This is a genomic window from Pseudomonas sp. RHF3.3-3 (assembly GCF_048069595.1).
GTDB classification, from domain to species: Bacteria; Pseudomonadota; Gammaproteobacteria; order Pseudomonadales; family Pseudomonadaceae; genus Aquipseudomonas; species Aquipseudomonas fuscovaginae_B.
Window position 1 is genome coordinate 2783708 of record NZ_CP182250.1, and the last position, 24097, is coordinate 2807804.

At 63.2% G+C, this 24097-nt stretch carries 23 protein-coding genes; 12 read left to right on the forward strand and 11 right to left on the reverse strand.

Annotated features, from left to right (window positions below; genetic code table 11):
- Nucleotide 1 precedes the first annotated feature (1 nt).
- The 6 genes from ACMGT0_RS12825 to ACMGT0_RS12850 all read left to right on the forward strand — a co-directional run bounded on the left by ACMGT0_RS12825 (nt 2) and on the right by ACMGT0_RS12850 (nt 5903).
- Entirely contained in the window at nt 2-295 is a 294-nt protein-coding gene (locus tag ACMGT0_RS12825) for a Dabb family protein (RefSeq protein WP_186680404.1), read from the forward strand.
- 63 nt (nt 296-358) lie between these two features.
- Nucleotides 359-1645, forward strand: a complete 1287-nt coding sequence (locus tag ACMGT0_RS12830) for an MFS transporter (protein ID WP_416772881.1) — start codon at nt 359-361, stop codon at nt 1643-1645.
- Nucleotides 1646-1706: 61 nt separating this feature from the next.
- Nucleotides 1707-2519, forward strand: a complete 813-nt coding sequence (locus ACMGT0_RS12835) for an NAD-dependent epimerase/dehydratase family protein (RefSeq protein ID WP_416772883.1) — start codon at nt 1707-1709, stop codon at nt 2517-2519.
- Nucleotides 2516-3607, forward strand: coding sequence for a mandelate racemase/muconate lactonizing enzyme family protein (locus tag ACMGT0_RS12840; RefSeq protein ID WP_416772885.1), 1092 nt, complete (start codon nt 2516-2518; stop codon nt 3605-3607). The genes ACMGT0_RS12835 and ACMGT0_RS12840 overlap by 4 nt, the downstream gene beginning before the upstream one ends.
- A gap of 90 nt (nt 3608-3697) precedes the next feature.
- Nucleotides 3698-4567 (forward strand): aldose 1-epimerase, encoded by an 870-nt coding sequence (locus ACMGT0_RS12845; protein ID WP_416772886.1) that lies wholly within the window; start codon nt 3698-3700, stop codon nt 4565-4567.
- A gap of 124 nt (nt 4568-4691) precedes the next feature.
- On the forward strand, nt 4692-5903 hold the full coding sequence (locus ACMGT0_RS12850) for an OprD family porin (protein WP_416772888.1): 1212 nt from the start codon (nt 4692-4694) through the stop codon (nt 5901-5903).
- 2 nt (nt 5904-5905) lie between these two features.
- Here ACMGT0_RS12850 and ACMGT0_RS12855 read toward each other — a convergent pair whose 3' ends face one another.
- Together ACMGT0_RS12855 and ACMGT0_RS12860 are read right to left on the reverse strand one after the other, a co-directional pair.
- Nucleotides 5906-7510 carry an IclR family transcriptional regulator domain-containing protein gene (locus tag ACMGT0_RS12855; RefSeq protein WP_416772890.1) on the reverse strand — a complete coding sequence of 535 codons (1605 nt, stop codon included), beginning with the start codon at nt 7508-7510 and terminating at the stop codon, nt 5906-5908.
- A gap of 99 nt (nt 7511-7609) precedes the next feature.
- Complete coding sequence (locus tag ACMGT0_RS12860) at nt 7610-8431, reverse strand: aldo/keto reductase (RefSeq protein ID WP_416772892.1); 822 nt, start codon at nt 8429-8431, stop codon at nt 7610-7612.
- 243 nt (nt 8432-8674) lie between these two features.
- Between ACMGT0_RS12860 and ACMGT0_RS12865 the strand changes: the two genes are divergently transcribed.
- Both ACMGT0_RS12865 and ACMGT0_RS12870 read left to right on the forward strand, forming a co-directional pair.
- Complete coding sequence (locus ACMGT0_RS12865) at nt 8675-8890, forward strand: TOBE domain-containing protein (RefSeq protein ID WP_054059386.1); 216 nt, start codon at nt 8675-8677, stop codon at nt 8888-8890.
- Nucleotides 8887-9966, forward strand: coding sequence for a sigma-54 interaction domain-containing protein (locus ACMGT0_RS12870; protein ID WP_054059387.1), 1080 nt, complete (start codon nt 8887-8889; stop codon nt 9964-9966). The genes ACMGT0_RS12865 and ACMGT0_RS12870 overlap by 4 nt, the downstream gene beginning before the upstream one ends.
- Nucleotides 9967-10137: 171 nt before the next feature.
- Here the strand turns inward: ACMGT0_RS12870 and ACMGT0_RS12875 are convergent, their stop codons facing one another.
- The 6 genes from ACMGT0_RS12875 to ACMGT0_RS12900 form a co-directional block, all read right to left on the reverse strand.
- A complete protein-coding gene (locus ACMGT0_RS12875) occupies nt 10138-11277 on the reverse strand; it encodes an LLM class flavin-dependent oxidoreductase (protein ID WP_416772895.1) in 1140 nt (379 codons plus the stop codon).
- Between the two features lies 1 nt (nt 11278).
- A complete protein-coding gene (locus tag ACMGT0_RS12880) occupies nt 11279-12283 on the reverse strand; it encodes an LLM class flavin-dependent oxidoreductase (RefSeq protein ID WP_054062670.1) in 1005 nt (334 codons plus the stop codon).
- Nucleotides 12284-12502: 219 nt separating this feature from the next.
- Nucleotides 12503-13498, reverse strand: coding sequence for an LLM class flavin-dependent oxidoreductase (locus ACMGT0_RS12885; RefSeq protein ID WP_054062669.1), 996 nt, complete (start codon nt 13496-13498; stop codon nt 12503-12505).
- Complete coding sequence (locus ACMGT0_RS12890) at nt 13495-14514, reverse strand: LLM class flavin-dependent oxidoreductase (protein WP_416772897.1); 1020 nt, start codon at nt 14512-14514, stop codon at nt 13495-13497. The genes ACMGT0_RS12885 and ACMGT0_RS12890 overlap by 4 nt, the downstream gene beginning before the upstream one ends.
- Nucleotides 14511-15839 (reverse strand): LLM class flavin-dependent oxidoreductase, encoded by a 1329-nt coding sequence (locus ACMGT0_RS12895; RefSeq protein WP_054061118.1) that lies wholly within the window; start codon nt 15837-15839, stop codon nt 14511-14513. Before ACMGT0_RS12895 ends, ACMGT0_RS12890 begins: the two co-directional genes overlap by 4 nt.
- 64 nt (nt 15840-15903) lie before the next feature.
- Nucleotides 15904-18339, reverse strand: a complete 2436-nt coding sequence (locus tag ACMGT0_RS12900; protein ID WP_054061119.1) for a TonB-dependent receptor plug domain-containing protein — start codon at nt 18337-18339, stop codon at nt 15904-15906.
- Nucleotides 18340-18836: 497 nt separating this feature from the next.
- Here ACMGT0_RS12900 and ACMGT0_RS12905 point away from each other — a divergent pair, with 497 nt between their 5' ends.
- Nucleotides 18837-19829 carry a P1 family peptidase gene (locus ACMGT0_RS12905; RefSeq protein ID WP_416772899.1) on the forward strand — a complete coding sequence of 331 codons (993 nt, stop codon included), beginning with the start codon at nt 18837-18839 and terminating at the stop codon, nt 19827-19829.
- 95 nt (nt 19830-19924) lie between these two features.
- On the opposite strand, the gene ACMGT0_RS12910 is transcribed toward ACMGT0_RS12905, so the two are convergent.
- From ACMGT0_RS12910 to ACMGT0_RS12920, 3 genes are read right to left on the reverse strand one after another with little or no spacing between them, the layout of a single operon-like run.
- The gene (locus ACMGT0_RS12910) at nt 19925-21676 is read right to left on the reverse strand and encodes a peptidase domain-containing ABC transporter (protein ID WP_416772901.1); all 1752 of its coding nucleotides are present in this window, start codon (nt 21674-21676) and stop codon (nt 19925-19927) included.
- Nucleotides 21673-22032 carry a cysteine peptidase family C39 domain-containing protein gene (locus tag ACMGT0_RS12915; protein ID WP_416772903.1) on the reverse strand — a complete coding sequence of 120 codons (360 nt, stop codon included), beginning with the start codon at nt 22030-22032 and terminating at the stop codon, nt 21673-21675. The genes ACMGT0_RS12910 and ACMGT0_RS12915 overlap by 4 nt, the downstream gene beginning before the upstream one ends.
- The gene (locus tag ACMGT0_RS12920; RefSeq protein ID WP_416773596.1) at nt 21977-22336 is read right to left on the reverse strand and encodes a hypothetical protein; all 360 of its coding nucleotides are present in this window, start codon (nt 22334-22336) and stop codon (nt 21977-21979) included. The genes ACMGT0_RS12915 and ACMGT0_RS12920 overlap by 56 nt, the downstream gene beginning before the upstream one ends.
- Before the next feature lie 157 nt (nt 22337-22493).
- On the opposite strand from ACMGT0_RS12920, the gene ACMGT0_RS12925 reads away from it, so the two are divergent.
- The 3 genes from ACMGT0_RS12925 to ACMGT0_RS12935 all read left to right on the forward strand — a co-directional run bounded on the left by ACMGT0_RS12925 (nt 22494) and on the right by ACMGT0_RS12935 (nt 24064).
- Entirely contained in the window at nt 22494-22670 is a 177-nt protein-coding gene (locus ACMGT0_RS12925; RefSeq protein ID WP_160319858.1) for a hypothetical protein, read from the forward strand.
- Nucleotides 22671-22785: 115 nt separating this feature from the next.
- Nucleotides 22786-23565, forward strand: coding sequence for a HesA/MoeB/ThiF family protein (locus tag ACMGT0_RS12930; protein WP_081006003.1), 780 nt, complete (start codon nt 22786-22788; stop codon nt 23563-23565).
- Nucleotides 23555-24064 (forward strand): GNAT family N-acetyltransferase, encoded by a 510-nt coding sequence (locus tag ACMGT0_RS12935; protein ID WP_416772905.1) that lies wholly within the window; start codon nt 23555-23557, stop codon nt 24062-24064. Before ACMGT0_RS12930 ends, ACMGT0_RS12935 begins: the two co-directional genes overlap by 11 nt.
- The last annotated feature ends 33 nt before the right edge of the window (nt 24065-24097 follow it).

A 24097-nucleotide genomic window follows, 5' to 3' on the forward strand; every position in this document is an offset into this window, starting at 1 on the left:
CATGATGCGTCATCTTGTGATGTTTCGCCGCCTGCCGGATGTGCCCGCCCAGCCTGAACTCGAGGCCGAGCTGGTCGAACGCATGCGCCTGCTGCCGCAGCGCATCGACTTCATCCGTGGCTGGCATGTGGCGGCCAATGAGCTGGATCGTCCGATCTGCTGGGATTACCTGCTCGATTCCAGCTTCGACGATGCCGAGTCGGTAGCGCGCTACCTGCCTCACCCGGCCCACCAGGCGTTGGTCCAGGACCTGAAGCAGTATTTCGAGTGGGTGGCGGTCGACTACACCGCCTGATCGCTCGCCGCAATAACCGTAATAACAACAGACGCGCCCCAACGAGGGCGCGCGGAGACACCGATGAAGAACAAGAAGTCCTTTCGCTGGACCATCCTGGCGATGCTGTTCATCGCCATGGTGATCAACTACGTCGATCGCGCGGCGTTGTCCATTGCCATGCCATTCATTACCCAGGATTACCACCTGACCCCAGCCGAGAAGGGACTGATTTTCAGCAGTTTCTTCTTCGGCTATGCGCTGTTCTGTTTCGTTGGCGGCTACTTTGCCGACCGTTTCGGCCCCAAGCGGGTACTGACCTGGTCAATGTCGTTCTGGTCGGTGCTGTGCGGCTCCACTGCGCTGGCCTTCAACTTCTGGTCGCTGCTGATCGTGCGGGCCCTGTTCGGCATCGGCGAGGGGCCGGTCAGTACCACGGCGAACAAGGCCATCAACAGCTGGTTCCCGATTGCCGAGCGGGCCCGCGCCATTGGTATCGCCCAGGCTGGCGGTCCATTGGGTGGCGCATTGGCTGGCCCGATCGTCGGCTTCCTGGCGATCTGGCTGGGCTGGCGCGTGGCGTTCATCGTCATCGCCGTGGTCGGCATCGTCTGGGCACTTGCCTGGTGGCGCCTGGCGACGTCGACGCCACAGGAACACCCCGAAGTGAGCGCCGAGGAACTGGCGTTGATCAATGCCGATCGCGAGACTCCGGTGCAGGTTGCCAGTGACCTGCCGGCCACGCCGGTGATCGAGGTCATCCGCCAGCGCGCAGTGTTGATCTCGGGGCTGTCGTTGTTCTGCTACAACTACATCCTCTATTTCTTCATGACCTGGTTCCCCAGCTACCTGATCGATGCCAAGGGCGTCGACCTCAAGTCCATGAGCGTGGTCACCGCGCTGCCCTGGCTGGTCGGTACCTTCGGTTTCATCGGCGGCGGTCTGCTGATCGACTGGGTGTTCAAACGCACCGGTCGGCGGCTGTTCTCGCGCAAGGTGGTGCTGGTCTGCTGCCTGCTGGTCGCCGCCACTTGCGTCGGTCTGACCGGACAACTGGAGAGCATCGCCGGCGCGGTGGCGGTGATGACCATTGCGGTCGGCTTCCTGATGCTGTCCGCCCCGGCGTACTGGTCGATGATCCAGGACGCCGTGCCGGATCACCAGGTCGGCACCGCCGGCGGCTTCATGCACGGCCTGGCCAACCTGTCCGGCATCGTCGCCCCGACCGTGACCGGGCTGATCATTCAGTACACCGGCACTTTCGCCAGTGGTTTCGCCCTGGCCGGATTGCTGGGCATCATCGGTGCACTGATCGTGGCGATCTTCGTCACCGAAAGGACCGTGGCCAACCCCGCCCTGATCGCGGCCTGATCATTCAACGGCCGTGCCGGTCCACCGGCAGGGCCGACCGTAGAACGAGGATATCCATTCCATGCAAACCCTGTTGATCACCGGCGCGGCCGGCATCGTCGGCACCGCCCTGCGGCCCCTGCTGCGCGAACACTATCAACTGCGCCTGCTCGATCGCCGCCCGGTCGGCGACCTGCAGCCGGGGGAGAGCGAAATCGTCGGTGACCTGACCGATCCAGCGCTGGTCGAGCGTGCGGTCGAGGGTGTCTTCGGCATCCTGCACCTGGCTTGCGCCCACGGTACCGACATCACTTTCCAGAGCACCGTGGAGCCGAACTACCACGCCACCCTGTACCTGCTTGAAGCCGCGCGGCGTCATGAGGCCAGGCGTTTCCTGTTCACCAGCAGCCACCATGTGGTCGGGCAGTACCGTACCGACGTGGCCGAGACTTTCGACGACGCGCCCGCCGCCCCGGACAGCTACTACGCGATGAGCAAGGTGTTCGGCGAAGCAGCCTGTGCCGCCTTCAGCCAGCGCTACGACCTGGCGACCTTCGTCATCCGCATCGGCAACGCCGATCCGCTGGTGGCCGATGCCCGCCGGCTGCGGATGTGGACCAGTGCCCGCGACCTGGCGCAACTGGTACGCATCGGCCTGGAGAACCCGCAGGTGCGCCATGAGGTGGTCTATGGGGTTTCCGAAAGCCCCGATCCGTTGTTCCACAACCGTCGTGCCCGGGAACTGGGTTACCAACCGCAGGACAATGCGGGCGATCATCTTGCGCCAGGCTACCTGCCCTACGAGGCGATGGACCCGGCTACCTCCGGCCGCGACCATGTCGGTGGCGCCTACGCCGGAGCCAGGCTGGTCAGCCTGCTGGATGCCCGCCCATGAAAGTCGCCAGCCTCCAGACCTTCGTCGTCGAGATCCCGTTTCACGATGGTGGCCCGGCCAAGGTCATCACGCCGCTGACCTGGCACACCCTGGAGAACGTCCTGGTCCGCGTCGAGGACGAACAGGGCAATGTCGGCTGGGGCGAGGCCTTCGGCTATTTCGTGGCGGACTCGGTGCGCGCGATGATCGACCGGCTGATCGCGCCGCTGGTCGTCGGCCAGACTATCCACGACATCCCGGCCTGGAACCTCGACGCGCAACTGCGCCTGCACATCTTCGGTCGCTATGGGGTGACGATGTTCGGCCTCTCCGGGGTCGACATGGCGCTGTGGGACCTGCAGGCCAGGCGCGAAGGGTTGCCGCTGCACCGCCTGCTCGGCAACGCCAGCCGCGCGGCCATTCCCGCCTACGCCAGCCTGGTGCGCTACGGCACCGACGGTCTGGCGCCAGCGGTGTGCGAGCGCGCGCTGCGCGAGGGCTTCAGGCACATCAAGCTGCACGAGAACACGGTCTCGGAAGTCGCTGCGTGCCGCCGGGCGATTGGCCGCGATATCCCGCTGGCGACCGACGTCAACTGCTCCTGGAGCCTGGACGACACGCGCGAGTGGCTGCCGGCGCTGGCGGAACTCGAACTGGCCTGGCTCGAGGAGCCGATCTTCCCGCCCGAGGATTTCCCGGCGTTGGCCAGCCTGCGTGGCCACGGCGTGCCGATCTCCGCGGGGGAGAACTGGTGCACCGCCGTGCAGTTCGAAAGCGCCATACGCCAGGGGGCGGTGGACTCGATCCAGCCTTCGGTGACCAAGGTCGGTGGCATCAGCGAGTGCCTGCGCGTCGCCGAGCTGGCCAGCCGGCATGGCACCCTGGTGCTGCCGCACAGTCCGTACTTCGGCCCCGGGCTGCTGGCGACCCTGCACCTGGCGGCGGTCCAGCCGGATGTGCCGCTGGTGGAGTTCCACTATGTCGAGACCGACGGCTGGCTGCATGACATCAAGGGGCTGCTGCAGGACGGCCTGATGCAGGTACCAGCCGGCACCGGGCTCGGCCTGGAGCTGGACATGGCGGTGTTCGAGCGGTTCCGACGCAGCTAGAACCCTTCGCAATCCTCCCTGGAAAACCTCCCCCCGGCACGTGAAAGCGCGCCGGACGGGACTGTGCATGCCTCGATTCTGGAGCTGTCGATGAAACGTATAGAACTGGCGAACGCAACCTGGTCCCTGGCCCTGCTACCCGAATGGGGTGGGCGCGTGGCGCTGCTGCAGGCCGATGGCCTGGATATCATGACGCCGATCCGCGCCGAGGCCTTCGATCCGCTGGCCTGGCCGCGCGGCGGGATCTACCCGTTGCTGCCTTATTCCAATCGCCTGCGTGACGCAAGGCTCGAGCATGCCGGTGCCAGCCACGTCTTGCCCGCGCATCCGGCGGCGCTACCGCACACCTTGCATGGCGTGGCCCAGACATTGCCCTGGCAGGTGGTGGAGCAGGGCACCGGGCATGTCGACCTGGCCTGCGAATACACCGGCGAGCACTGGCCTTGGCCGGTGCGCTTCGAACAGCGTTTCAGCCTCGAAGGCCAGCGACTGCGTATCGACCTGGGCCTGACCAATCTCGGGCACTCGTCGATGCCCGGTGGGCTCGGCCTGCATCCCTATTTCCAGCGTCACCCGGGCATGCGGATCGAGCTGAGCGTCGGCCGCTCCTGGGACATTGATGCCGCCTACCTGCCGACCGGCCGCTCGCGTTCCCTGGAGCAGCCACTGGTCATCGATGACAGCCCGCAGCAGGAACTTGCGTTGTACGGCTCGCAATGGGATGGCGCCCTGCGGGTGGATTACCCGCAGGGCCGCCTGCTGATGCAGGCCCAGGCGCCGCTGACGCATTTCGTCGCCTTTGCCCCGATGGACGCCGCCTACCTGTGCCTGGAGCCGGTCTCGCACCTGGCCGACGCTTTCAACAGCCCGGTCGCCGAATGGCCCGCCCAGGGCACTCAGGTCCTGGAGCCCGGGCAGCGCCTGGGCAGCACCCTCGTATTCAACTGGCAAGCCCGCTGAATCCGCGCCAGCTCAATGAGCCGGTGCCGCAACATCACTCGACCGAAGGAAAATAATAACAATGCAATTGCGTCCGCTTCGCTCCTCATCCGTCCCAGTCCTCGCGCTTTGTGTTTCCGGCCTGTTGCCGGTTACTGCCCGTGCGGACTTCCTCGACGACAGCAAGGCCAACCTGACTCTGCGCAACTTCTACTACAACCACGACCTGCGCGACTCCAAGCCGCCAGCGCAGTCGAAGATCGAGGAATGGGCCCAGGGCTTCATCCTCAAGGCGCAGTCCGGCTATACCGATACGCCAGTGGCCCTTGGCGTGGACCTGTATGCCGGCCTCGGGCTCAAGCTCGACTCAGCCCCGGATCGTAGCGGCAGCGCCCTGCTGCCGGGGGCCTACAACCGGGCCGGTGGGCCGCGCAATGCCGATCCGAGCTCGGAAAACCAGTACTCCGAGGCGACGGCGGCGTTGAAGATGAAAATCTCCAAGACTGAACTGAAGGTCGGCGGGCTGTTCCCGAAAATCCCCCTGGTGTATGCCGGCGACTCGCGGCTGCTGCCGCAGTTCTTCGAGGGGGCAATGCTGGATGTCAACGAGCTGGAGCATTTCAGCTTCAGCCTCGGCCAGATGCGCCAGGTCAACTACCGCGAGTTCAGCGGCTCGCGCGACATGCAGACCGGCAACTACCTGAACGTCACCAGCGACCGCTTCAACTACCTCGGCGGTACCTGGACCCCGGACCCGAGCCTGTCCCTGGGTATTTGGGGCGGGCGCCTGGAGAACGTCTACCAGCAGACGCTGTACACCGGCACTAAATTCGTCGATGTCGGAAGCTGGCGGCTCAGCGGCACCCTCAATTACCTGGACAGCAGCGAAAGCGGCCAGGCCCGTGCCGGCGTGCTCGACAGCCGCATGACCTCGGGGCTGCTCAGCGCCGCCTATGGCTTCCAGAAAGTGACGATGGGCTACCAGTTCAACGCCGGCGACAGTGCCTTGCCGTTCCTGCATGACACCGATCTGCCGGGCGTATCCAACGCGATCCAGGTGCTGCGTTTCGACCGTGCCCGCGAGCGCTCCTGGCAGGCTCGCTACGACATCGACTTCGCCGGTCTTGGCGTGCCGGGCCTGAGTGCCTTCACTCGCTATGTGTATGGCGACAACTTCCAGGTCAACGGTCATGCCGGCAAGGAATGGGAACGCAACCTCGATGTCAGCTACGTGATCCAGAGCGGGCCGCTCAAGGACCTGGCGCTGCGCTGGCGCAACGTCGAGATCCAGGGCGACGTGACCAGGCGCCGCGACGAGAACCGGGTGGTCCTCAGCTACACCTTCGCCCTCAAGTAGCCTCAGGCGGGGCCCCGGGTGATGGCGGCCGGGGCTCCGCGACTGTCCACTGGCGTGCTCATGACCGTGCCGGACCACGGCGCGGTCTTCAGGGCCTCGCGGCTCACCGCCTGGCGTGCCGAGGTGATGTACAGTGTTGCGCCGTCGCTACCGCCGAAGCACAGGTCGGTCGGCGAGGCGACGGGCACGCCGACCATGCGTTCCAGGTTGCCGCCACGGTCGAACTTGACGATGCTCCAGCCGCCCGAGAGCGCGGTCCAGACGCTGCCATCCAGGTCCACCGCCAGGCCGCTGAGCAGCCCTGAGCCCTTGGGCAGGGTAGCGAAGCGGCGCACCTGGCCAGCATTGTCCAGGCGCAGGATCGTGCCCGAGTCTGCGGCCAGTGCGAACAGCTGGCCGTGCTGCGAGTCCCAGCACAGCGCGCTGATCGCCTCGTTGAACTGCCAGTGGCTGGCCAATGTGCCGTCGCGGTGTACCTCGCCGACCTTCCACTGCCCGCTGCCCATGCGGATCGCTGCCCACAGCCGCCCCTCGCGGTCGCTGCACAGGCAGCTCGGCGTCCCGAACCCCCACTGGCCACGGTTGCGTATGCGGCCTTCGGTGACGAACAGGTACTCCTCGTCGAGGGCGACGAACAGCCCGTCGGTGGTCAACTCCATGCCGAGAATCGGCCGCTCGCAATGGAATACCTTTTCCGTGCCGTGGGTGCCGTGCCGGTAGACGGCCGGACCGAGCCGGTCGGTCCAGTAAAGGCAGGCCTCGCGTTCGCTCCAGCGCGGCTGCCCACCCAGGAACGCCCAGCGCTCGCTGAGCGGTTGCAGGGCATCCGGATTATCCGGGATGTGTCGCACGGCCAACTGGCTGCCAACCCGCTGGGCCGAGGCGGCGACCTCCGGCCCGAGCAGGTCGAGGCGCTTGCGGGTCAGGCGATAGGCCGGCCCGGCGATGCTCAGGGCGCCGCGCACCTGTCCTGCCGAGTCGACCACCGGTGCCGCGACGCAGCGGATGCCCAGGGCAATTTCCTCGTCGTCGATCGCATAGCCACGGGTGCGGGTCACCTCCAGCTCGATCAGCAGGCGGTCGCGATCGGTGATGGTCAGTGGCGTGAGCGGTACCAACGGCATGTGTTTGAGCAGGTCACGGCGCTCGCTGTCAGGCATGACGCTAAGAATGGCCTTGCCCTGGCCGGTGCAGTGCATGGGCTTGTGCTGGCCCATGGCCGCTGCGGAACGATGGCTGTGGGCACCGTCACAGCGCTCCAGCGACAGCACCTGGTCGCCATCGCGGATCGCCAGGTAGGTGGTTTCGCCGGTCAGGTCGCGCAGGGCGCGCAACTCGAAGCTGGCGGCGGCGACCAGGTCCGGTTCCAGCCAGGCGCCACGGACCATTTCCAGGTAGCGAAAGCCCAAGCGGTAACGCTTCTGGTGGGCATCGCGGCGGACCATGCCCCGTTCGACCAGCAGGCCGAGCAGGCGGTAGAGGGTGGAGCGGGGCAGATTGACCCGGGCCGCCAACTGCTGGGTCTCCAGGCCCTCGGGGGCGAGGCCGATGGCTTCGAGCAGGTCGAAGGCCTTTTCCAGGGCGGCGGTACCTTTTGCGGCTTCCATGGGGGTATTCCTCTCTTTTTTGCAGAGAAATACCACCTTGCGGGATTTTTTGCCTGGAGCTCTTAGTGATTTGTTGGTTTGGCTCCCATCTGCTGGGAATCAAACCATCGCCAACCGATGCTTGCGCTTGGGCGGCATGAACACCCGGTCGATGGCGTCCAGGTCGTGTTCGTCCAGCTCCAGTTGCACCGCAGCCGCGTTGAGCCGCACGTGTTCCAGGTTGACCGCCTTGGGAATCGCCAGCACACCTTCATGGCGGATCACCCAGGCCAGCGCGATCTGAGCCGGGGTGGCGGCGTGGCGAGCGGCGATCTGCTGCAGCGTCGGGCTGTCGAGCAGGGCGCCGCCCTGGCCGACCGGGCAGTAGGCCATCAGCGGCAGGTTGTGCTGTTGCCACCAGGGCAGCAGGTCGAACTCGATGCCGCGCTCTTGCAGGTTGTACAGCACCTGGTTGGTGGCGCAGAACGGCGAGGCCAATTCCTGCAGGTCTTCGACATCGAAATTGGACACGCCCCAGCGACCGATCCGGCCCTGCTCGCGCAGGCGCTCGAAGGCTTCGACCGTCTCTTCCAGCGGATACTGGCCGCGCCAGTGCAGCAGGTACAGATCGATGTATTCGGTGCCCAGGCGCCTGAGGCTGCGTTCGCAGGCCAGGGGAATGCCCTTGCGGCTGGCGTTGTGCGGATAGACCTTGCTGACCAGGAACACCTTGTCGCGTTGCCCGGCGATGGCCTGGCCGACCACTTCCTCGGCACCGCCGTCGCCATACATCTCGGCGGTATCGATCAGGGTCATGCCCAGGTCGATGCCGGCCTGCAGGGCACGCACCTCATGGGCGCGCTGCTGCTGATCCTCACCCATGCGCCAGGTGCCCTGGCCGATGACGGGGACGGCCACGCCGGCCAGATCGAGCGTTCGCATTGAAGTCTCCTTGAAATACCGGGGGTATCCGTGTGGCAACGGTCGGTCCGCGAGGTTCCGCCATGCCGGTTTCCGAAAGCTGATTCTAGCCACGCAGGAAGGGTGTTCAGGAAGATTCGCTGACTTATTTCCTAAAGGAATAAAATGATGATTATTAATTCCTTTTGAAAAAATAGAGAAAGGTGCACCTTATCCACGAACCGCACGACGTTCGTGCCACTCTCCCAGACAGGAAGCTGCCCCATGACCATCAAGGCTATCAACGTCCGCAACCAGTTCCGTGGCGTCATCAAGGAAATCAACCTCGGTGAGGTGCTGTCCGAGATCGACGTGCAGACCGCTTCGGGCATCGTCACTTCGGTGATTACCACGCGCTCGGTGCGCGATCTTGAACTGGCGGTCGGCGGCGAGGTGATCGCCTTCGTCAAATCCACAGAAGTGTCCATCGCCAAGCTATGAGTACGACCGCCGGGCGGTCCGGCCCGATCCTGACCCTGCCGCAGGGTGAAAAGGACCCGTTGTCGATTCGCGCCAAGGCCCTGGTATTCGCCGACCCGCGTTCGCGGCAACTGCTCGATTACCTGCAGAGGGTCGGACCGAGCGAAGCGCCGGTGCTGATCAATGGCGAGACCGGCACCGGCAAGGAACTGGTGGCGCGCTATATCCATTCGGCCAGCGGTCGCACGGGTGCCTTCGTTCCGGTGAACTGCGGGGCGATCAGCGAAACCCTGGCCGAGAGCGAGTTCTTCGGGCATGAGGCCGGGGCCTTTTCCGGAGCGGTCGGGCGGCGTGCCGGCTGGTTCGAGGAGGCCGATGGCGGCACGCTGTTTCTCGACGAAATCGGCGACCTGCCGTTGCCGTTGCAGGTGAAACTGCTCAGGGCGCTGCAGGAGCAGGAGATCGTCCGGGTCGGCTCGCGCAAGCCGATCAAGATCAATATCCGCCTGGTGACGGCGACCAACATCGACCTGGAACAGGCGGTGGAGGCGGGCAATTTCCGCCTCGACCTGTTCTACCGGATCAACGTCGCCCAGGTCCGCGTACTGCCGTTGCGCGAGCGGCCGCTGGACATCCTGCCGCTGGTGGAGCACTTCCGAAAGCTCTACAGCCAACGGCTGAAAATCGTCGAACCGATGCTCTCCGAGGCGGCTACCCAGGCGCTGCTCGACTATCCCTGGCCGGGCAACATCCGCGAGCTGGAGAATGTCGTGCACCTGGCCTTGCTGGTGGCGGGCGACAAGCCGATCCGCCCCGAGCACCTGAAGTTTTCCGCCGGCCTCAGTGCCGCGCGCAGTCCCAGTGCCAGTACGGTGGCGCGGGTACCCCAGGAGGTGATCCGCGAGCAGTTGCTGCGGTTGTTCGAGGTGCCGGGCGAGAGCCTGCTGCATGACATCGAAGACCTGATCGTGCGCGAGGCGTTTGCCTTTTCCGGGTTCAACCAACTGCGCAGCGCTCAATTGCTGGGGATTACCCGTAACGCGATGCGTACCTTGCTGGTCAACCACGGCATGCTCAAGGGCCGAGCGAAATCCTGAGTCGGTGGAGGGGCGGTAGTTTGGTGCAAGGAGTGCCGGCCTCTTCGCGGGCAAGCCACGCTCCTACAAAGGTTGTGTCGTACGCCGGTCTTGCGCACAACATGGCTCTGTAGGAGCGTGGCTTGCCCGCGAAGAGGCCGGTTCAGGCAAAGTCGCACCCATGGGGCCCATTCAAACTCGTTGTTCGGTTTGTCGCTGCATCGCACCGATGCGCCGCAACTGCGGCAACAGCTCGCTACCCAGGTGAATCGCCTCTTCCAGATGCGGAAAACCCGACAGGATGAAACTGTCGACCCCTAGCTGGTGATACTCCTCGATCCGCTGCGCCACTTGCTCATAGCTACCCACCAGCGCGGTTCCGGCGCCCCCCCGCACCAGGCCGACACCGGCCCACAGGTTGGCCGAAACCTCCAGCTCCCGCGCCCGTCGGCCACGGCCCTGGACCAGTTGCGTCTGGCGGCTCTGGCCCACCGACTCGTACGCCGCCAGTTGCAATTGCGCCCGGTCGATGGCCTCCTTGGGAATCTCCTCCAGCAGCTTCTCGACATGGGCCCAGGCCTGATCGTCGGTGGCCGCGGCGAAGATGTGCAGGCGCAGGCCGAAGCGCAGCGTGCGCCCCTGTAGCGCCGCCAGTTCGCGCATGCGTTCGATCCGTTCGGCGATCATCGCCGGCGGTTCGCACCACATCAGGTAGGTCTGGGCGTGGGTGGCGCCAACCTGTTCGGCCGCCGCCGAGGCTCCGCCGAAGTAGATCGCCGGTGCCGAGGCATAGGGACTGATCGGCGTGGCGCTGGTGCTGCGGTAGTAGCGCCCGTGGAACGGCAGGCCCTTGCCGGCCCAGACCGCCTGGAACACCTGGAGGAATTCCGCGGTACGGGCGTAGCGCTCGTCGTGTTCGAGGTAGTCGCCCAGCGAGCGCTGCTCGAAGCGGCTGGAACCGCTGACCACATGCAGGGCCAGGCGGTTATCGCTGAGCAGTTGCAGGGTGGCCGCCCGGTGCGCGGTGTAGGCGGGCAGTTCGAGGCCGGGGCGCAGGGTCAGCAGGAACTTCAGCCGACGCACTTCCTGGGCCAGTACCGCGGTGATCAGCCAGGGGTCCTCGAAGCCGCTGGCGGTCGGCACCATGATCGAGTCGAAGCCGGCCAGTTCGGCGGCGCGGACGATCTGGCGCAGATAGTCCAGGGTCGGCGCGCGCTCGCCGGCCTGCAGCAGTCCGGTGCGGGGCAGGCCGCTGCTGGTGAGGTGGCGGCCGTCACCGTTGGTGGGCAGGAACCAGTCGATTTCCAGGGCCGAGCGGTATTCGTGGGGCATGCTAGCAGCGCTCCTTGCGCAAGCCTTGAGCCGTCAGCAACGGCAGGATCTGTTCGCCGAACCGCAGCACCTCGCGCACCGCCGGCTCCCCCTGGACGATCACCTGACCCAGGCCCAGTCCGTGCAGTTGCTGCAGGCGGGTGGCGACCTGGTGCGGACTGCCGACGATGTACAGCGGTTGGTCGCTGTGGGGTTGCCACAGATTCGGATGGATCTCGAAGCGCCGTGCCGGGTGCTGCTGGCGCTTGAGCGGCAGGACCCGCGACGGGACGTCCGGGACCTGCAAGGGGGGCTGTTCCAGGGTGGCCTGGGCGGCCTCCCAGGCTTCGTCCTCGGTGTCGCGCACGATCAGCCCGAAGCGGCTGGCGAAGGTCAGCCGGCCCTGGCTGTCGCGCAGGCGTTCGATGGCCTGCTGCAGCCAGTGCGGTGCGCCCGAGCGCAGCAGGCAGACCTGCGCATGGCGGGCGATCAGCGCGGCGTCCTGGGAGTCATCGAGCACCAGGGGCGGGGCGGGCAGCGGGCGGCGACCGACGCCGGCGTTTTCCAGTTGGAAGTAGCGGCCGTCGTAGTTGAATTCGTCGCCGTCGGGTTGCAGCAGTGGACCGAGGATTTCCAGGTATTCGCCGATACGCTCGTTGCGCTGGTCGCGGTTGAGCCATTCGCCGAAGGCGCTGCGCAGGCTGCCTTGTTCGCTGTCGGGCAGGTGCAGTCGCACGCGGTGGCAGCTGATCGATTGCAGGCTCTGGACAGTGGCGGCGAGGGCGGCGGGCAGCATGACTTCCGGCGGTACGCTGACGGTCAGGTGCAGGTGCCGGGTATGGGCGCAGAGCGCAGCGGCCACGCCGAGGCTGTCGGCGCAATGGGCGCCACCAGGGATCCACAGGCCGTCGAGCCCTGCGTACTCCGCCGCCTGGGCCAGTTGCATCCACTGGCCGGGCTGCTGGGCCCAGCCCGGCGTCTGGCCGGGACCGCACAGGGGGAGTTGCCAACTGAATTCAAGTGCCATGTGGGGTTCCCGGACAGGAATGGGGTTGTGCCTGATACTGCGCGTTGTTGTCGATCGCCAGCAAGCGGAGCACCGATCGGCCCGCTCCTCCAATGGATCGAGTCGTAGGCGGCAAGGAGGCATGACGCACATCCGTAGGAGCCGGGCTGGCCCGCGAATGGGCCCCCCGGCCTTGCAGCGTCGGTGCATACGCCACCGCCAGCCAGGGTTGCGCTGTGCTCATGCGCGACGCCAGCCAAGGGCCGGGGCGATTTCGCCGGCGAGGATTTCCAGGCGCCGGAGGATCTGCGCCTGGGTCGAGCTTTCGGCCTGGACCACGGCGATCACGTAGTCGGCGTAGGGCAGCAGCGACGGGTCCTGGCGCAGGCTGGCAATCACTTCGTCGGGGTGGCCGTGATGCACGTTCATCAGCCGCAGGTGTTCCTGCAGGTCCACCGCCTCATCGATCAGCCCCTCGCGCTTGAGACGCGGGATATGTCGTTCGATGTCCACCGCCAGTTCGGCCTGGGCGCTGGCGCGGTCGGCCGCCGGAAAGATCGCCCGGACCACACCGATGCGCGGCGGTTGCCCGGTATGCTCCCAGGCTTGCAGGTAGGCATCCGCCAAAGGCTTCTGCACGGTCAGCGGATCATGGGTCGCCGTCCCCAACAGCAGGCCATTGCCCTGCCGGGCGGTGTAGGCCGCGCCCTCGACACTGCCGTGGGAATGCCAGAGGCGTCGGGCCAGGCCCGCTGCCGGCGGTTGCAGGGTCAGGTCGCTTGAGGTGTCCACCGGGCCGCCCCTGAGCAACTGCTGCAGCCGTTGCTGGTGTCGGGCGAAGTCCTGTTGACGTTCCTCGGCGTCGCGCCGGAAAGCGGCGAAGTTGTCGAGGTTGGCACCACCACTGCCCAGTCCCAGCTGCACGCGGCCCCCACTGAGACTGTCGAGCACGCTGGCGTCTTCGGCCAGGCGCACCGGGTCCTCGAAGGGCAGCACGATGACACCCGTGCCCAGCTCGATGGTGCGGGTGCGTTCGGCGATCGCCGACAGCAGGATCAGCGGCGAGGGCAGGCGGCCGAAACCGTTGCTCAGGTGGTGTTGGGCGATCCAGCCACCGTCGAAGCCGAGGGCTTCGGCGACCTCGAACTGTTCGATCAGGTCGCGATAGACCTGCTGCGGATCATCGCCAAAGGCATGGCTGAGGAAACCCAGCTTGAAGGGACGGACGCTGCTCATGGATGCGGTTTCTCCAGGGACGAGGGACGCTGCGGGGTCGGCTGCCAGCCCAGCGCCGGGGCGATCCGTTCGCGGATGATCTGCAGTGCGCGGATGGCCTCGCGCAGTGGCGTGCTGGCGGTCTGCACCTGCACGACCAGATGGTCGTGGGCACCCAGGCGCGGTCCCTGGGCGAGAGCCTCGACGATCCGCTCCGGTGCTCCGTGAAGCACCCCGAGACGGGCGAGCACCTGGTTGAAGTCGGCATCGATTCCGGCCCGATAGACACCGATGCTCTGCTGGCGACGCACGTAGGCGAGGATATCGCCGTGCAGCGTCGATCCCGGCGCCGCCGCATCCGCGTCAGGGAAGACCGCCTGAACCCGGACCACCCGCGCCGGGGTGCCGTTGTCGCCGGTCCAGGCCTGGCGATAGCGCTCCACCAGCTCCACGCCGGCCTCGGGCGGCAGGTGCGGATTGGGTGCCATGATCAGCCCGTTGCCGCGGGCGGCGACCTGTTCGACCCGTGAAGTCGCCTCCCACAAGCATCGCCCAAGTCCTTCGGCACGGGGCAGCAGGCGCGCGCCGTCGGCGCTCAGCGGTGCGTTGCCCAGAGCCGAGCGCAGGCGTTGCAGGCGGGTTTCGTAGTCGCGGTGGCGCTCACCGTGATCTAGGCCGAAGGCGTCGTAGGTCTGCGGGTCGAAGCCGGCACCCAGGCCCAGTTCCAGGCGGCCACCGCTGAGCAGGTCGAGCACCGCCGCATCCTCGGCCAGGCGCAGCGGGTCCTCCTGTGGCAGCACGATAATGCCGGTGCCCAGGGCGATGCGCCGGGTGCGCTGGGCGATGGCGGCCAGCAGGACCAGTGGCGAGGGCAGGCGGCCCTGTTCGCTGGCGAAGTGGTGCTGGGCCACCCAGCCACTGTCGAAGCCCAGCTCCTCGGCAACGCGGAACAGCTCCAGGGTGTCGCGGTAGACCTGCGGGTCGAAGGCCGGGCGGTAGACGCGGCTGAGAAAGCCCAGGGAGAAACCGCCGCTCATGATCGGCTGAACCGGTTGGCCGGCCGTGGCAGCCCGAGGTTTTCCCGCAAGGTGCGGCCTTGGTATTCACGACGGAACAGTCCACGCGCCTGCAGCAGTGGCGTCACCTGGTCGACGAACACCTCGATGGCACCGGGGAAGTACGGGAAGAATACGTTGAAGCCGTCGCAGGCGCGGGCCTGGAACCAGGCCTCGAAATGATCGGCGATATCGGCGGCGGTGCCGATCACCGGGTTGCCGCCGGCCAGGCGCAGGTACAGCTGGCGGATGCTGAGGTTTTCCTTGCGCGCCAGCTCCAGCACCTTGTCGCGACGGCTGCCGCGCTGGCCGACCGGGGTCTCGGGCAACGGGCCGTCGAGGTCATGGCCGCTCAGGTCGATATCTTCGCCAAGGGTGTCGGCCAGCAGGCGCAGGCCGAGTACCGGGTCGATCAGGGCCTGGAACTCGTCGAACAGCGCCTGGGCCTGTTCGCGGGTCTCGCCGATGAAAGGCGTGATGCCGGGGAGAATCTTGATGTGGTCCGGGTCGCGGCCAAGATCGGCGGCGCGGGCCTTGATGTCCTGGTAGAAGGCCTGGGCATCGGCCAGGTCGCTGGCGGAGGCGAAGATCACTTCGGCGACCCGCGCAGCGAGGGTCTTGCCGGCTTCCGAGGCGCCCGCCTGGACCAGTACCGGGTGGCCCTGGGGTGGCCTGGCGACGTTCAGCGGGCCGCGTACGGAAAAGTGTTCGCCACGGTGGTTGAGGGTATGCAGCTTGTCCGGGTCGAAGTACTGGCCGCTGGCCTTGTCGCGGGTGAAGGCGTCGTCGTCCCAGCTGTCCCACAGGCCCTTGACCACGTCGTGGAATTCCTCGGCGCGCTGGTAGCGGTCGCCGTGGTCGATGTGCCGTTCGCGGCCGAAGTTCCAGGCCTCGTCGGAGACCACCGAGGTCACCAGGTTCCAGGCCGCACGACCGCCGGAAAGGTGGTCGAGGGAGGCGAACTTGCGGGCGATATGGTACGGCTCGTTGTAGCTGGTGGTGGCGGTGGCGATCAGGCCGATGTGGTTCGTCACGGCCGCCAGTGCGGACATCAGCGTCAGCGGTTCGAAATGTTCGGCGCGGGCGGTGCGGCTCAGGGCATCGTGGTGGTGGCCCCAGAGCGCAACCACGTCGGCGATGAACAGGGCGTCGAACCGGCCACGTTCGGCGGTTTCGGCAATCGTCTTGAAGTGGGCGAAGTCCAGGCTGGCATCGGCCTGGGCCAGGGGATGGCGCCAGGCGGCGACATGATGGCCGCTGTTGGCGAGAAAGGCTCCGAGCTTGAGTTGATCGGTTCGGCGGGTCATTAACGGGCTCCCGTTGAGCAGGCAAGGCCGGCGACGCAGGTGATCGCCGGCAGCGCCAGGTGGGTCAGAAGTTGTAGGTCACGCCGGTGTACCAGTAGCCGCCGGTGGTCCCGTAGGGCGAGAAGTTGCCGTAGGGGAAGCCGCCCGAGCTGCTCGCCAGCCTGGTGCGTTCCGGGTAGATGTTGAACAGGTTGTTGGCCCCGGCGGTGAGGGTGATGGCCTTGGTCACGTGGTAGTCGACGTTGAGGTCGGTGATCCAGGTCGGCGCGAAGGTGCGGTCGTAGATCGCCGCGGTACCGTATTGGGTGTACTCGCCATAGCGGGTCAGGTTCAGGCCGATGTCGAACTTGTCGACGGTCCAGGTGCCGCCCAGCAGCAGCTTGGATTCCGGCGTGCCGTGCTTGAGGTTGCCCTGGCGCTGGCGGTCGTAGCCGCCATCCGGGCCGAGGGCCTGCTGGGCCACGTCCGAGGCGTGGATCGCATCGATCTCGGTGGTGTTCCAGTTGAAGCCCAGGGTGTAGCGCAGGCTGCCGTAGGCGCCGAGGTCCTGGCGGTAGTCGCCGACCAGGTCGATGCCGCGGGTGGTGGTGTCCAGGGCGTTGGTGAAGTAGGTGACCGCCTGGTTGGTGTTGAGTCCGGCCGCGGCGAGGATCGCGTTGATCTGCGGGGTTCCGCCAAGGTAGCCGGTCTGGGCGATGCGGTCCTTGATTTTGATCTGGTAGGCATCGAGGGTGATGCTGGCGTTGTCCAGCGGTTGCAGAGTCAGGCCCAGGCCGAAGTTGGTCGATTTCTCCGGCTTGAGGGTTTCGGCGCCAAGGGCCTTGGCCACGGCCGAGTCGACGGCGACGTTGCGGTAGTCGATCAGGTTGCCGTTGACGCTGCTCTGGGAGGTCGAGCTGTAGATTTGCTGGGCCAGCGACGGTGCGCGGAACCCGGTGCTGAAGCTGCCGCGCACGGCGAGAATCGGCGTCAGCTGGTAGCGGGTGGCGAGCTTGCCGTTGGTGGTGGTGCCGGAGCCGTCGTTGTAGTGCTCATAGCGCCCGGCCAGGTCGACGTGCCACTTGTCGGTCAGGTCCTGGCCGATCTCGGCGTAGGTGGCGACGCTGGTACGGCCTTTTTCGGCGGCATCGGCCGGCGTGGTACCGGCCCCGGAAATGGTCCCCGGGGCGATCGGGTTGCCGCTGGCGCCGGTGCTGAAGTTGCCCAGGGCATAGGACTCGTAGTCGCCCTTGCCGATCTTGTAGTTTTCATAGCGCTGTTCCAGGCCCCAGGAAATCTGCGTCGGCTTGGCCAGGCCGAGGTCGAAGGCGCGGGTCAGGTCGAGGTTGTTGGTCCACTGGCTGAAGGTCTTGACCCCGGTGTCGACGGAGGTCGGCGAGTCCGGTCCGTAGCTGAGGTTGTAGGTGTGGCGCAGGGTCGCCTGGGCATGGTCCTGGCCGTAGGTGCTGGACAGGTCGTAGTCCCAGCCGGCGACCTGGCCCTTGCCGCCGAAGGCGACCTGGAAGTCGTTCTCGATGAAACGCAGGGTGTCCTCGACCCCTTCGGGGAACGGCGTGGCGATGCCGTCGAAGCTGGCCGGCTGGTGGAAGGCCAGGGGTTTTTCCGAGTTGCGCCGGGTGTAGGTGGAGAACGAGTAGAGGGTCAGGGCGTCGTCCACCGGCAACTCGGCGTTGTAGCCGAAGCTGAAGTTGCGCGCTTCCGGCAGGCCGGTGCCGTAGTAGGTGTGGCGCAGGCTGGTGTTGCCGGCGCTGTCGGTGTAGGGCGCGGCGTCCGAACGGTCGGAGACGTTCTGTTTCTTCACGTCCAGGGCCAGGTTGATGAAGCCGTCGTTGGGCAGCGACAGGCCGAGGTTGCCGGTCTGGCGGGCGGTCTCGCCGTCACCGTTCTCGAAGTTCTGGCCGTAGGTGGTGGACAGGCTGCCGCCGTGGTCGGTCTGCTTGAGCACGATATTGACCACGCCGCCGATGGCGTCGGAGCCGTACTGGGCCGAGGCGCCGTCACGCAGGACTTCGACATGATCGACCAGGGCGGTGGGGATCATGTCCAGATCCACCGGTTGCGAGCCGGAGTTGAGGAAAGTGCCGTTGTTGAGCAGGGCGCTGTTGTGGCGGCGCTTGCCGTTGACCAGCACCAGCACCTGGTCGCCGTTCAGGCCGCGCAGGCTCACCGGGCGTACCACCGAGGCCGAACCGTAGCCGGAGGAGGCCGGCAGGTTCAGCGACGGCAGGACCTTGCTCAGGGCGCGGGTCAGGTCGCCCTGACCGGTGGCGAGCAGTTGCCTGGAGGAAATGACGTCCACCGGGGCCGGACTTTCGGCCAGGGTACGGGCCTGGCCGCGGTTGCCGATGACCACCACGGTGTCCAGTGGGTTGTCGCTGGCGGGGATGTCGGCGGCAAGGGTCAGGCTGCTGTAGCTCAGGGCCTCGCAGACGGCGAGGAACAGCAGGCTGTGGGTGAAGGTGGTAAGGGCCTGGCGGCCGGCGGCGCGTGTCGAACTCATGATGTGAATCGCTCCAGTGGTTCCCCGGTGTGGCCCCTGGCAGGGCCCACCTTGTTCGGGTAAGGCGACGGTGTCGTGGCGGGTCGTCGCAAGCGTGGTCAGTGACGGCTTGTTGCCGGACCGGCGCGATGGCCGCGGTCTCAAGCTCTGCTGAAGGCCGTGGAGCAAGGCCTGTGCCATGTGTTTTAGCCCTTTAAAATCAAGGTTTTGGCTCGTATGACGAAGCGGATCTGGTGTTTTTCCAACGGCGGCGATTCAGGCTGTTGGTTTTTCTACAGCGCGCGGTGGGTGGGCGTAGCGGGGAAGGCGAGTGTTGATTTGTCAGCAGTCGCGATGGGGGCTGTTGAGTTAGCAACAGGCCTTCGCCAGCCATGCCGAGCCGACATGGGGTCATCGATGGCTGGCACATCACTTGCTCAATGGATCCGATACATGTGCTGTGGGAGCTGGCTCCCGCAAGGGCAGGACACCGATATTCTTCAACTCAGGAAATGACCATGCCGTTACCGGGACCCCGTAACCTGTTGACCGATGTACCTGGCGTTCGCGTCGGACACGCCACCGACCTGCGGGTCGACACCGGCGTGACGGTGATCCGCACCGATGGCGCCTGGACGGCCAGCATCGATATTCGTGGTGGTGGTCCGGGGGGGCGGGAGTCGGCGGCGCTGGAGCCGCAGAACATGGTCGGGCAACTGCATGCGCTGGTGTTCGCCGGCGGTTCGGTGTTCGGCCTGGGCGCGGCGGATGCGGTGGCGGCGGCGCTGTCGCAACAGGAAGTCGGCCTGCACCTGAAGGCCGGTGCACCGGCGATTCCGATCGTGCCGGCGGCGGTGCTGCATGACCTGGCCAACGGTGGCGACAAGCATTGGGGGCTGGAGCCGCCGTACCGCCGCCTTGGCTTCGAGGCACTGGACAATGTCGGTGAAGACTTCGCCCTGGGTTCGGTGGGGGCCGGCCGTGGAGCGATGGCCGGCGTGCTCAAGGGCGGGCTCGGATCGGCTTCGCTAGCCCTCGAGGACGGGCTGGTGGTGGCGGCCCTGGTGGTGGCCAACCCCATCGGCTCGGTGTACATGCCGGACGGACAGACCTTCTGGTCCTGGCCCTGGGAGATCGCCGGCGAGTTCGGGGGCGCGCGGCCCACCGCGGTGATGGACGCCAGCGACCCGATGCCGGAGTTGTCGCGGCTGGACAGCATGGGCCGCCTGCAGGCCGGTGCCAACACCACCCTGGTGGCGGTGGCCTGCAACGCCCGGCTGACCACTGCCGAGTGCAAGCGTGTGGCGATCATGGCCCAGGACGGCATTGCCCGGGCGGTGCGGCCGGCGCACCTGCCGTTCGATGGCGACACGGTGTTCGCCCTGGCCTCCGGGGAGTTGCCGCTGGTGGACGGGCCGCGTCGGCAGGTGCAGATCGGCTATATCGGCTCGGCGGCAGCCGATTGCGTGGCGCGGGCGATTGCGCGGGGGGTGTTCGAAGCGCGGCGGTGACTGCGCAGCAGCATCAGACACTGTACGAAATGTATCTGCGTGCGCCCGGGCTGCGTTGAAAACCGGCCTTCGCTTGAAAACGTTTCATACAGCCCCTAGCTGACGGCGCGAGTATCACTTGAGATTCGTCCCTTATCCAGGGTCACCACGCGCTGTGCCATTGCAATAGTTTCGTTGCGGTGTGCCACCATTATTCGAGTCATGGCCTGATCGGCAATTGCAGCATTGACCCGCTTTTCATTCCACGCGTCCAAGTGGCTGGTAGCTTCATCAAGTACCAGCAATCTGGGTGTCCGGTAGAGGGCCCTGGCCAGCAGAATGCGCTGCTTCTGTCCACCTGAAAGGCCTGAGCCCAAATCTCCTATCAGGGTGTTATAGGCCATGGGCATGTCCATGATTTCATCGTGTATAGCCGCTTGCTGAGCACTTTCGATAATACGATCTACAACAGGTTGAGCATCGAAAAAACAGATGTTATCTGATAACGAACCGCTGAATAGTTGGTCGTCCTGCATTACCGTACTGACCAGTTTTCGGTAGTTTTTCAAACCCAGGCTCTCAAGTGAAATTCCATTGATGAGGATTTCCCCCTTGGTGGGCTTAAGCAAGCCTAGCAATAACTTGAGCAGGGTTGTCTTTCCGCACCCCGACGCTCCGGTGATTACGATGCATTCGCCTGCTGGAATCATCAGGCTCAAGTCGTTTATTATATCGGGTTCATCTTTGGCATAACGAAACGAGACGTTTCGTAACTCAATATTGACTATCAGGTCGTGCAATTCTGCTTCAGCAGCCTCTGTGTCCTGCTCAGTCGCCGTCAATAGAATATCGGCGACACGCTCACCGTGGAGTCGCAATATACGTAGTTCGAAGATCCTGTCGATGAGTACGGCTATGCGCTGGCTGAATTGCTCTTTGTAGCTTAGAAAGGCTAATAGCATGCCAGCTGAAAAGTTGCTGCTCATGACGGAAAGTGCTGCCAGCCAAATCACCACGACTCTTTCGCAGCTGAAGATCAGGGTGCTGGTCGACTGGAGTGAGATTGAAATTCGTGAAATTCTAAGTTCAATGTTGAGTTGATCTACCAGGCCATTTATCCAGGTAATCCGTCGTTCCTCCTCGCGCCCGAACAAACGAATACTCTGTATGCTGCGGACCGATTCGATAAAAAGAGTATTCTGTTTCGCTATTTGCGAGATATGTGCGGATGTTTTTTCCTTCTGAATACGGAAGGCACAGCAACGCAAGGTTGCATATATGCTTACGGCTAGAACACATATGCTTGTCAGCAGGACACTGTAGTACAGCATGAGAAAAAAGGTGGTGATGACCAGAACACCGTCGATCACGCCCTCGATCAGTTGTGTTGTGAGGGCCTTCTGGATTGCGTGGAGGGAATTGAACCTGGATGTAATATCGCCCAGGTGGCGTTTTTCAAACCAGGTGACGGGTAGGCGTAGCAGATGAGAAAAGGCGTTGCCTAGCCATTGATAGCTCAAATAGGTCGATAGTGCGCTAGTCATCCACGACCGCAACAGCCCAAGTCCGGCCTGAAGCACCATCAGCAGCAAGAATCCAACACCGAGAAGGGTCATCAGTTGCTGATCATTGCTGGCCAACACGTCGTCCAGTACCCACTGCAGGTAAAAAGGGGTGATCAAGGTGACTGTCTGCAGGACTAACCCTATCAGTAGCAGTCTGGTAGCCCCTGAGTACAGTCCGTCGACTTTACCGAGTATGGATAGCAGGGGAGTTCTTCGAGGGCTGTCAGAGCACTTGAATAGCTCTCCCGGGGTGAGTTCCAACGCTACGCCGGTAAAATGTCGAGACAGTTCGGTCCAACTCATGTTTCTGATCCCGTAGGCGGGTCGTGTATGGTCAAACGGGTTCCGGTGACTTTCTTCAGCACCACGAAGTGGTTCATATCCCAGTGCAAAATGCATGGAAGCTTCAGTTTGGGTAATTGGGCAGGTTCCAGTCGTAATGGTCGGGACTGTAAACCCATATGTTGGGCTATCTGTATCAGGCTTTTTAAGGAGGATCCCTTCAGCGATACATTGAAATGCTGGCGTAAAAGCATCAGGTCAAGAGATTTTCCCCAATAGCTCGTCACCATGGCGATGCAAGCCAGACCGCACTCTGTCGTTTCAGTCTGCAGAAGGATTGGAAGTTTCTTCTTGAGTTTGGTTTTCGGCCATTTCATATGGTGTTCTACAGTCCTTGAGGCTTTCTGGGGGCTTCAGTGGATTCCAGGGGTAATATTTGCTGGTGGCAGAATTGCCAGAGCATTCAAGGCGGATTTCTTGATGATTGATTATGTACAAGCCTGCACTGGAAACCATAAGTAGGCTCCATATGTACGTCAGGAATATGACGAATTTATTTTCTTTGGAAGGGTTGATGTCCAAGGGGTGGCCGTATCGGTTTTCTGTAGCACGCGCTAGTACTTCACTTCTAAATAAGGGAAGGGCTTTTTTGTGGGATGTTTCTATATTTTTTGTAGTCATTTTAATTTTCCTGTGTGGCTTAAGTCTGTGCTTGTTAAATAAAAAATTCATGCCGTTTTTGTTGACGTTATTTTATTCTGGTTTCTATATTTCTGAACGTCGGGCCGGGAGGGCTCTGGTCTGAGATTAAATCTATCTGGGAAATGAGGAAAGTCTTATGAAGATTTACTTGCGCGGTTTGCCTGAAGGTTTGATTGGGAAACCTGAAATCGAGTCTGAATCAATAGAAGCGGCTCTCGATGAGTATCCAGTGCTTGAGTTGTTTCAGGAAGATTTGGAATATGTCAGCGGTGGTAACTGCAATGCGAGGAGCTTTCGTGCTTGTGATGGCTGAAAAGCAGCAGTCAGCTTGAAATCTTGAATGATTCGGCTCTGACGCCAGATTGGGAGAGTGTTCAGAGCCGAATTATATTTTTAATAAATTTCTTGATGCGTTGAGGCAGGGAAATATGCGGTTTGATTTCAAGGATGCTCGATACAATCGACATGAAAACATGCCTGAGTGGGGAGAGGCGGGTCAAAGACGTCTTGCTCGTGCGTCAGTGGCTGTCATCGGCGCTGGTGGAGTCAAGTCTACTCTATTGATGTCGCTGGCAGCTGGTGGAATTGGGCGAATCGCCATCATTGAGTTCGATATCGTTGAGTTGTCGAATCTGAATCGGCAGATTTTATACAGAACCAGCGACATCGGAACTTCTAAAGGGCGCGCTGCGCAGAAGACACTGAGTGACCTGAATCCAGAAATTGAGATTGATCTGATTGAGGAGAAATTAACAAGGGAAAATATTGATAGGTTACTGAAGAGTTATGAGTTGATTGTCGAGGGTGGTGATTCACCTGATGGCAGGAATGCGGTGAGTGAGTATTGTATCCGGACCTTGAAGCCTATGGTGCATGCCTCTGCGCAGTTTTCATATGGTTACGTTTTTTCAATGCTGCCAGCGAGGGAAAGCGCTTGCTTCGCATGCCTTTTCCCTGATGATTATTCACGCTCGGAACATACAGGTCCGGTGCCGGTGAATGTCTTGGCGACTTCCGTTGCTGGAACGCTGGGTGCTGCTGAGGTTTTCAAATGGTTTCTCGGTCATGAGGAGAAGATGTACGTAAATCGACGAATGACATTTTCCTCGTTGCTCTTGAGTGGAATATTTGAGGTCGATGTTGTACCTAGGAAACCTGACTGCGTGTGTTGTGCGCCCTATTATGAGAAGAAGCGAAATGAGATTTAAGCAGCCGTCTGTTCAGGATGCGGAGAGTTTGTTGAGCTTTTTCATTCGATTGGTTGGTGAGGACTCTGAACGGGTTGAGCGATCTGAGGATGTCAGTCTGCTAACGCAGAGCATGGAGGAAGCGTGGGTGGGGCAATTGATCGAAAAGGAGCATGATGGCGAAGGTATCGCTATTTGCGTACTGGATGAGTCCTCTGCGATTGTCGGTTTGGGGGAAGTCGAACGGCGATCTCGGTGGATTGAGCGTCATGTGGCGGAAATAAGATTTGGCTTGCTTCCTGGGTATCACGCCCAAGGCGTTGCGCTGATAGAGTTGCTGCAGCAGAGAGCGAGGGGGATAGATATTGAAGTGCTTTACTATTTTCACTTGGCAACTCAGAGGCAAGGTATAGAAGTCGTTCGCTCTTGTGGGTTTGAGTATTCTGGTAGTATTCCTGATTACTATAAAAAGGAGGGGATTTATATTAGTCGGGAATTCTATTCGAAAAGGATAGGCTGAATTGGCGGGATGCTGATTCCATGCTGTCGTATC